We start from the raw sequence: 9,084 nt of genomic DNA, 5'->3' as shown, positions 1-9,084 counted from the left end.
AACCAGTAAAAATCCACACAAGTTGTTCTTCATAATCTCTTAATGATCTTCTTAATGCTTCGTCAGCATCAAGCTAGGTCGGCTATATTACGCTTTCTTTTCAGAAAGTCAACTAGCAATGTTAATTTATTTTCCAACCCATTCTCAAAACTTAGATCCAACCTATTCAGCTAAATCATTGTTTTTCAACAAGTTTTAATCAACATCACCGCCGATGGATGTGCATTATAGGCCATTTATTTTCTTACGCAACTATTTTTTCAATATTTTCTATTTGTTTGTATAGTTAATAAACCAACCATAAATTAACTATATGTTTTTTATATATAATTTTATTTGCGTGAGCTTTTAACTCTTGTCGCTGTCTAAATAAGACAAAATCATTGCACTTAATTCCCGCTTAAGCTGTTGTTCTGAAATAAGAAAATCATTATTGCTTACAAACCTCATCATTGTGAACAAGGTACTATTAATAATCACAAAAGATTTATGCTTGAGTGTTTCAAAGTCCCAATGACGATAAAAACGATTGAATACATATAAACCAACTTCCAAAAAATGCTTTTCTAAAACCTTTGCGGCTTCTGAATTGTTGTAGCCATGCCAATGTTTCAGGACTTCAAAGAAGAAACCATTATCTTCTCTCATTACATCAAATCCGAATTGAAGACTAACATCGACTAAGGTTTTTAAATCCATTTCTTCTTGATTCATCGCCAGCGCTTTAAGTGACAAACCTAAGTTTTCACTCTTACGGCGTAACAATTCTAAAATTATCTGATCTTTATTTTCGAAATATTGATAGATAGAGCCTACGCTCACCCCTGATTTTTCAGATATTTTTGGCGTAGTAACTTGATCTAGGCCCATTTCAGAAATGCATATCAGAGTCGCTTCCAAAATACTATCGACTACCAGCTTTGCTCTTTGTTGTTGGGGTCTTTTTCTCATAGCAGCGATTCTAATAATGCGAATTGAATGCGAATAAATATTCATATTAATCTTTGATCAAACAATAACCAGATTAATTACACTATGTCAAATTTTAGCATTCCAAAACGTATGGCTTCATATGAGCGAATGAAGCGCAGCGATCTATTGTCTCAGCTTCTACACAAAATGACCGATCAAAACTTCATTCCCACTTATGCTGAATATTTAGAGTTAAATGAAAGTTTACATACGGGTGATGTGCCGATGGATCGCTTAATGGATTGGGTGATGACCAATCCACGCGAAAATAGAAAGCTTTTTGAAACGGCGTTATATCAAGGCTTAGATGCTCTTCCCAAACGAGTCCCTGAAATCAAAGCATTCTTTGATCTCGTGGAACAACAGCCTGTTTGGTTCGATCAAGAAAAAATTGATCGTGCAATTCAATTCACGCATCGTTTAGGCGCAAATGTCACTTTTATTATGCGTGATCTCGCGCTAATGACTGGATATCAATACCCTGGCTTTAATCAACCTTTGATTTTAACAGGTGCTCTAAGCAAATATGCAGGCAAGCGCTTAGCAGAAACGCATAAATGGTGGCTAGATGTTACTAAGCCGAATGGATTTCAACGCTTTAATGATGGCTTTACTTCAACAATTTTTGTGCGTTTCATCCATTCTTTAGTTCGCTACCATCTAAAAAAATCCAAAGATTGGGACTGGGATATTTGGGGAATGCCGATTAACCAATATGATCAGGCAATGACAAATATTGCTTTCAGCGGTGTAATGCTTTTAGGTATTCGAGCAATCGGTATTTTTCCAACTAAAAGTGAAGTCGATGCGATTATGCATTTTTGGAAATATACAGGCTGGTTGATGGGTGTTGACGAACACTGGCTGATTGATAAAGAGTCTGAAGGCTGGAAATTATTGCAATGGATGAATTATGCTCATCCTCAAGTGGATGAAAGTAGTCGTCAGCTTGCAGTAAGCCTATCCAAAGAACCATTTGAACGCGAATATAAACATTTTAAACGTTTCATGCAGAAGAAAGCCTACCAGAATCACTTAGATGTTACCCAAATCTTTATGGGCCGTAAAAAAATGAAAAATTTAGGGCTTAAGCCTCGAATACTGCCGTGGTATCCACTGTATCTGCTGACCAAAAATACTGTGATTTATGCTGGCGCAAAAAAAATACCAAAGCTTGATCTTTATTTACAGCGTAAAGGGCGATCACAACAAGAACAAGCTCTCGATTTATATCAAAATGCAGGAAAACAGCTGGCAAGTATGCATCAATAAATAAAAAACCGAGCTAAGGCTCGGTTTTTTGCATGTATATTTTTAAGCCATTTTTAATGTTGCCTCTTGCTCAGCTCGAAGTGCTGATGGAGAGCGTGCTAGATAATCCAAAGCTTGTTGAGTATTACCTTCTTGCACTGGATGAAACTTTGGACTAAACCAACGGATAGTAGCTAAAGTTAAATGACTGAAGGTAGGAATATGATCGGTCTTACGACTAATTTTTTCCATTTGCATAATGAGTCTTAAAGTACCCATATGTCTAAACTTACCTGCATCTTTATCTTGTTTCAAAATTGTTTTGCCGCCTTCAACCCAAACCGCTGCCATAATAGGGAAGATAAAGGTCATCAAAGCATTTTTTGAAATTTGGAAATTAAACTCTGATTCAAACATATGTTTAAACAAATCATACGCAACCGTACGATGTTCAACTTCTTCAGCAAGATGCCAACAGAATAGATCAGCCATGATTGGATCGGCTTTATCCAATGAAGTATTGTCCAAGCTCCACTGCCCTGCCACACCAGTATAGTGCTCAATGGCTGCAATCACACCCAGTCGGAAGATTAACCAACGTTTTTCACCAACCACTTTTTTCATCATTTTGATACCTACTGGATTTTCTCCCAAAAGGATTTCAAAAAGATAATGCATGCGTTGAATGAACGGCTTTACATCTAATCCATGTTGATCAAAATAAACTTGTGCATGTTGATGAGTACGACCATGAATCGCTTCTTGCTGAATAAAACCTTTCACGTCAGCTTTTAATTGTTCGTCTTTGACGAACGGTAAAGCTTTATTAAATACACGGCAAAACCAAAACTCACCCGCAGGTAAAATCATATGTGCTGTATTCAACATATGGGTGGAAACAGGGTCATTTTCAATCCAATGCTTTGGAATATGATTGAAATCAAATTTTACTTTACGACCATGTAGTTGATGAACTTGACTCATTGTTGTCATTTTATTATCCATTACTTCTTTTTTATTATTTTTAAAATAATGATAACCTTATCACAATATCATTTAAGGACATTCATATTTTATGTCTGACAATTTCAAAGAAAACACCCATTAAGACGGCGATCTAAATGGGTGTTAGGCTTAATACGTCAAATAAACTGAATATGACTAGAACTTCATACTCACACGCGCCCAATAATTACGTCCTATATTATTAAATTGCTCATTCTGTGCAAAACCAAATCCAGCACTACCTGCTTTATTTAAGTGTTCCGTATAAACTTTATCCAGAACATTATCAATTCCAATACTCAAATCAACACCTTGATGAATTTGATAAGTACCATTTAAAGACAGCGTCGAGAAACCTGAACTCGTTTTAAAGTCCTTACCTACAATATTACCTTGATTAATACTGACACGATCCTGCCCATCTACCACACGCCACAATAAACCTAAGTTAAAACGCTCTTGCACATATCTTAAATTTAAACGTGCTTCCAGCGGAGATATTTGAGGTAAAGGTTGATGATCAGTTGTGTTTTTTCCCCAAGCATACATCGCACTAAGATCTGCCTGAACAGCATCGGTAAATTGATAACCTACACCAGCTTCTGCCCCTGCGATTGTCGCATCGACATTTCTAGAATCAGCAGCATTTTTACCATGACCAGTCATTTTTGCTGGGTCATAATTCAATAATATGAAATCATCGATCAAACCAGCATAAGCTGATGCCCATGAACTGAATGCCCCGTGATTATGTTGGTATCCAACATCCAACTGTAAGGTTTTTTCTGTTTCTAAATCCTTGAAGGTAGCAACAGCATTGCCTTGATAATCTGTCTTAAACAACTCCCAATAATCTGGTACGCGCTCTACATAGCCTAGACCAACATAGGTTTTAGCATCATGCTCTGGATGCTGATTTTCAAACCGTATAAAACCACTTGGTAATGTTTCCTGACGTTCTTGAACCATTTTTAAGTTTTTAATCTTAACTTGATCAACCCGAACACCTGTGACCAACTTATTATGATCATTCAATGGATATGATAATTCAGTGAACCCACCATAAGATTGAAACTTCATATCCTCTGTTAGTGGAGTATTCATCATTGGCATGCTTGAATGATACATTCCACCAGCATGTTGATTATTCTGAGTATCAACACCCGTAATGAATATTGCTTTATCCCACTCCATCGTTGTGGCTAAACGTGCATTCAAAGTACGACGTGTCACATTCATAGCGCGATCCGCGCCATCGACATCACGCAAACTAAAATTATCCATCACATGATCATTAAAGTTGTAATTGACTTGCGCCTCAACTTTTTTAACTACCTCTGAGAGATTCTTTTTCTCAAATCTTAATCCCAAGCTCTCGCGGGCAAATTTAGAACCATCCATATCTCGCCCAGCATATACAGCCTCACCATCAGCCTTACCGCCAGTTAACTCGATCCATGTATCTGCATTAGGTGTCCAGCCCAATGCTAAATCTGCATTCCATCGTTTCCAATCTGATGGTACGGTCGCCCCATTACCATCTTGATAACTATTTGAGACTGATCGGTTGCTATTGATTCGAATATATTTTTGTTCATCTCCTACCGCTGCCTCAATATTTTGGTCTAAACGCCCAAAAGAGCCCATTAATACACTTGCCTGACCTCGATAATTTTTTTCATCATTCAATTGTTCTGGGCGTCGCTCGAAAATCACTGTTGCTGCTGAACCTGTGTTGGCGTACTGGACAGTTTGGGGACCTTTAATCACCGAGATTCGATCATAGCTCTCAGGTGAGATATACGAAGTCGGTGAATCCATACGACTCGGGCATGCGCCTAAATTTTCAGTTCCATCTGTTAGAATTTTGATTCGTGATCCAAACATTCCACGAAAGGTCACATCACCGTTCGTACCTGCACCACTATTTACGCTGCTAAACCCTACAATACTTTGTAAGTAATCTGCGCCATCCGACGCAGGAATAGGCTGAATGGGTTGCTTCGGGTTTGCACGTACAATCAAGCCATTAGCATCATTACCTTGTAGAGCTGTAGCAACAATTGGCGCTAAGTTCGTCATGTGTGTATCAGGTGTTGGATTTGAAGCTGTAGATTGGACTTCAGCAAATGAAGTTTGCGCAATAAAGGCAATGGAAATCGCAGCCGCTAGTGGCTGTAAATAGAATTTTGGCTGAGCCATGATATATTCACTCAAAATTTAAATATGACAATGCTAGAGTCATTCAAGACCCTAAAAATAAAGACAATATTTAAGAAAAGAGTGGCGGTGCCCGACCTTGAGGTAAAAGGAATAAACGCTGTAAGTCGAAATAAATATGTTTGAACGCTTTTTGGAATGCGATCAAACGTATATTTAAACGTACAAAAACTTCTTTAACATTCAGCTCAGGTGGCAAAATCAAATTACCAAATACAGTACAGTATTGGCATTGATGGTTTGGGTCATGATGATCGTGCCCACTATGCGAGGATTCAACATAGCGCTTAAACTCATGATGTTCATGTAACGCATGTGAAGTGGAAACATGATGAGCGTGATGAACGAGCGTGGTAAGACCAGAATGATTAGGCTGTTCGAATAAGGCACGGGTGATCGTTTCGCAGACCGGCGCAATTTGATATTGCGCTGGAAGCAAAGGCTGAAGAAAAACAGCGATCTGTAATAATACTGCTGCGAAACTCAGCAGCAACCCATTGCGGAACAAATTGTCATTCCAAATAAAATTTGAGCAATTATAACAAAGCCCAATCGAAATTGGGCTTTATCAACATATTTAAAATTCTTAGAGAATTAACGCTTTACAGCAACTTTTTCTTTTTGACGCTGACGAACGACTTTTTCTACCTTTTCACGCGCTCTTTGGCGTTTTAAAGGAGATAAATAATCAACAAATAATTTTCCGTTCAGATGATCCATTTCGTGCTGGATACATACTGCCAAAAGACCATCAGCTTCTAATTCAAAAGCTTGCCCTTCTAAGTTAATTGCGTCAATTTTGACGCGTGACGGACGCTCAACTTTATCGTATATTTGTGGAACTGATAGACAACCCTCTTCATAAGGTTGGGTATCTTCAGTTAATGGGGTGACTTTAGGATTAATAAAAACCATCGGCTGATTTTTATCTTCAGACAAGTCCATGACGATAAGCTGAATATGATGATCAACTTGGGTTGCAGCTAGACCAATACCTGGTGCTTCATACATGGTTTCAAACATGTCTGCAGCAAGTTGACGAATTTCATCCGTCACTTCCTCTACAGGTTTGGCAATAGTACGCAAACGGGGATCAGGAAAACTTAAAATTGGTAATAAGGCCATGCTGCTCCTCACCGGCTATGCCATTGATCTTAAAAATTAAATGAAGTTAATGCTTCATCAAATAATACGTGTAATATGCGTATTATAGCGCAAATAGATACATAATTTTAGGAATTATGATAATGAAAAAGGTTTTCAATGGCATGGCTTTTTCACATGCTCTGGGGTTAAAGAAACATTGCCTTTCACTTGCAATTTGCATAAGTGCGGGCTTGTTTACCGCGCAAATAACACAAGCCAGTCCAAATGTAAGCCCACCATCGATTAAGGCTGGTGCTCCTCACGTTTATGTGGTCAAAAAAGGCGACACTTTGTGGGACATTTCAGGTAAATTTTTGCGCTCACCTTGGCGTTGGAAAGAAATTTGGGCATCCAATAAACATGTCAAAAATCCACACTGGATCTACCCGGGTGATCGCTTACTACTCTGTACATTAGATGGGCGTCCACTGATTGGTAAAGATGAAGGTGACGGTTGTGAAGGCGTTATTCGTCGTCATCTTGGTGCTATCAATCTAAAACCTCAAGTACGTGTAGAAAGCTTAGGGAATACCATTCCAATTATTCCCTTGGATGATATTCAACCTTGGCTAGAAAGAAGTATCATCGTTGCGCCTGATGCTTTGCAAAGCACACCTTATATTCTCGGTTCGGCAGATCGTCGTATCGTTGCTGGGGAAGGTCAAACAGTTTATGCACGTGGTCAAGGGATTAACCCTGGACAAAGCTACGGTGTTTATCGTGAAGCTGAACCGTATGTTTTCTTAGATGAAAAAGGGAAAAAATACACAGGTGCACTTGAACTGATTGAGGTAGCTACTGCAGTCGCTGTTGCCAACGAAAATGAAATTTCAACCTTAGAACTTAAACAAAGTTTTAATGCCGAAGTTCGTCGCGGTGATTACGTTTTACCTAAATTTCAAAATGAATTACCAAGCCTCTTCTATCCAACGGCAACAACGGATATTCAGCCAGGCGGTCAAGTGATTCGTGTTATGGGTTCTATTGGTACAGCAGCTCAACATAGTGTTGTCACAATTAACCGCGGAAGCGTTCACGGCGCAAAAAATGGTCACGTGTTAAGTATTTTCCAACAAGGCGAAGTGGTTAAAGATCCGAAGACCAAAGAAAATATTCAACTGCCTAATCAGCGTGTGGGCAATTTAATGATTTTTAAAACTTTCGATCAATTAAGTTACGCTTACGTGCTAGACAGCGCACTTCCAATTAAAGTAGGTGCTGTATTAGAACCATCACCAATGGTTGAAAATTAAAATTAGGTGCGGATATGTTGAACGAGATTAACGACCATCAGTTGGCTTATATTAAACTCTGGTACCTCGTTCAACATTCACTCAGTGCTTATCAAAAACTTGTTCAGCATTTTGGTTCAGCTCAAGATGCTGTACAGAAAAATCATCTAAATCAATGGCATCAGCTCAACTTACATAAAAACCATATCGAGCGTGCATCTCAATTTTTCTCTGATCAACAGCAACAAGAATTTGAGCGAATTCTGTATCAAATTCATCAACATTCTGATTTTATGCTCACTGAGCAAGACCCAGACTATCCTCAGCAATTGATGCCCTATCATGACCGCCCCCCAATTTTATTTGGGAAAGGTAAAGCACAGCACTTGTCTGAAGCACAAATTGCCATTGTTGGAAGCCGTAAACCAAGTCCACATGGCAAACAAGTCGCATATGATTTTGCGTATTATCTGAGTGATCAAGGTTTTTATATCACGAGTGGATTAGCACAAGGGATTGATGAAGCAGCCCATCAGGGTGCTTTGCAACATGGCAGAACAATCGCCGTTATCGGCACAGGGTTAGATTTAATTTACCCATCACAAAATCGCCCATTACATGATCAAATCTTGAAGCAGAACGGGACCATCATTTCTGAGTTTTTACCCGGGACAAAACCGCTTCAGCATAATTTTCCACGCAGAAATAGAATTGTAAGTGGCTTAAGTTTAGGGATATTGGTAGCGGAAGCTCAATTGGGCAGTGGTTCATTAATTACGGCCCAAGCTGTTGCAAATCAAGGTAAAACGACCTTTGCGATTCCAGGTCATATTTATAGTGAATTTCATCAAGGTTGCCATCAGTTGATTCGTGAAGGTGCCATCTGAGTTGATCATCCTGAGCAGATCCTTGAAGATTTAGCCCTGCCGACTCAATGGCAGCATCAACAAGCATCACTGTCACGAAAAAACAATCCTAATGAGTTCCAAAATGACGAAATAGTTCATTCAGTAGACCATCCAAAGTTAAGTAAGCATGAGGATGATGAACATTCGATTCCTATACATTTGTTAGCTGTATTTCAACAATTAGATTGGGTTGGTCGCGATCTCGATCAAATTGCAGCAACCCTTGATTTAGACACCGCGACACTCACCAGCCACTTGATGGAGTTAGAACTTTTAGGACGCTGTATTCAACAATCTGGGTTATACCTACGTTGCCGTAATTAAAATTAAGGTTCACAATAGTCTTTTCA

General features: G+C 38.9%; 7 protein-coding genes and 1 pseudogene. 3 read left to right on the top strand and 5 right to left on the bottom strand.

What is annotated here, in order from left to right:
- Positions 1–348: 348 nt before the first annotated feature.
- Positions 349–951 carry a TetR/AcrR family transcriptional regulator gene (locus tag AC1M9D_RS12005; RefSeq protein WP_481593778.1) on the bottom strand — a complete coding sequence of 201 codons (603 nt, stop codon included), beginning with the start codon at positions 949–951 and terminating at the stop codon, positions 349–351.
- Positions 952–1,035: 84 nt separating this feature from the next.
- On the opposite strand from AC1M9D_RS12005, the gene AC1M9D_RS12000 reads away from it, so the two are divergent.
- Positions 1,036–2,244, top strand: coding sequence for an oxygenase MpaB family protein (locus AC1M9D_RS12000; protein ID WP_481612264.1), 1,209 nt, complete (start codon positions 1,036–1,038; stop codon positions 2,242–2,244).
- A gap of 42 nt (positions 2,245–2,286) precedes the next feature.
- Here AC1M9D_RS12000 and AC1M9D_RS11995 read toward each other — a convergent pair whose 3' ends face one another.
- From AC1M9D_RS11995 to def, 4 genes are all read right to left on the bottom strand, one after another.
- A complete protein-coding gene (locus AC1M9D_RS11995) occupies positions 2,287–3,216 on the bottom strand; it encodes a metal-dependent hydrolase (RefSeq protein ID WP_481612263.1) in 930 nt (309 codons plus the stop codon).
- 168 nt (positions 3,217–3,384) lie between these two features.
- Positions 3,385–5,430, bottom strand: coding sequence for a TonB-dependent copper receptor (locus AC1M9D_RS11990; protein ID WP_481612262.1), 2,046 nt, complete (start codon positions 5,428–5,430; stop codon positions 3,385–3,387).
- Positions 5,431–5,500: 70 nt separating this feature from the next.
- Positions 5,501–5,956, bottom strand: coding sequence for a DUF2946 domain-containing protein (locus AC1M9D_RS11985; RefSeq protein ID WP_228133268.1), 456 nt, complete (start codon positions 5,954–5,956; stop codon positions 5,501–5,503).
- 86 nt (positions 5,957–6,042) lie between these two features.
- Positions 6,043–6,573 carry a peptide deformylase gene (gene def, locus AC1M9D_RS11980; protein WP_035268228.1) on the bottom strand — a complete coding sequence of 177 codons (531 nt, stop codon included), beginning with the start codon at positions 6,571–6,573 and terminating at the stop codon, positions 6,043–6,045.
- A gap of 122 nt (positions 6,574–6,695) precedes the next feature.
- Here def and AC1M9D_RS11975 point away from each other — a divergent pair, with 122 nt between their 5' ends.
- Entirely contained in the window at positions 6,696–7,847 is a 1,152-nt protein-coding gene (locus tag AC1M9D_RS11975; RefSeq protein ID WP_481593714.1) for a LysM peptidoglycan-binding domain-containing protein, read from the top strand.
- Between the two features lie 14 nt (positions 7,848–7,861).
- Positions 7,862–9,058 (top strand): annotated as a pseudogene (gene dprA, locus AC1M9D_RS11970) (DNA-processing protein DprA).
- The last annotated feature ends 26 nt before the right edge of the window (positions 9,059–9,084 follow it).

The sequence above is a fragment of the Acinetobacter sp. ANC_7682 genome, from assembly GCF_056779795.1.
This window is presented reverse-complemented; position numbering and strand designations above follow the sequence as displayed.

What these genes read in the sequence shown, in the direction of transcription:
- AC1M9D_RS12005 (WP_481593778.1), bottom strand. Translation starts at nt 951, where the DNA reads ATGAGAAAAAGACCCCAACAACAAAGAGCAAAGCTGGTAGTCGATAGT.
- AC1M9D_RS12000 (WP_481612264.1), top strand. Translation starts at nt 1,036, where the DNA reads ATGTCAAATTTTAGCATTCCAAAACGTATGGCTTCATATGAGCGAATG.
- AC1M9D_RS11995 (WP_481612263.1), bottom strand. Translation starts at nt 3,216, where the DNA reads ATGACAACAATGAGTCAAGTTCATCAACTACATGGTCGTAAAGTAAAA.
- def (WP_035268228.1), bottom strand. Translation starts at nt 6,573, where the DNA reads ATGGCCTTATTACCAATTTTAAGTTTTCCTGATCCCCGTTTGCGTACT.
- AC1M9D_RS11975 (WP_481593714.1), top strand. Translation starts at nt 6,696, where the DNA reads ATGAAAAAGGTTTTCAATGGCATGGCTTTTTCACATGCTCTGGGGTTA.
- AC1M9D_RS11990 (WP_481612262.1), bottom strand. Translation starts at nt 5,430, where the DNA reads ATGGCTCAGCCAAAATTCTATTTACAGCCACTAGCGGCTGCGATTTCC.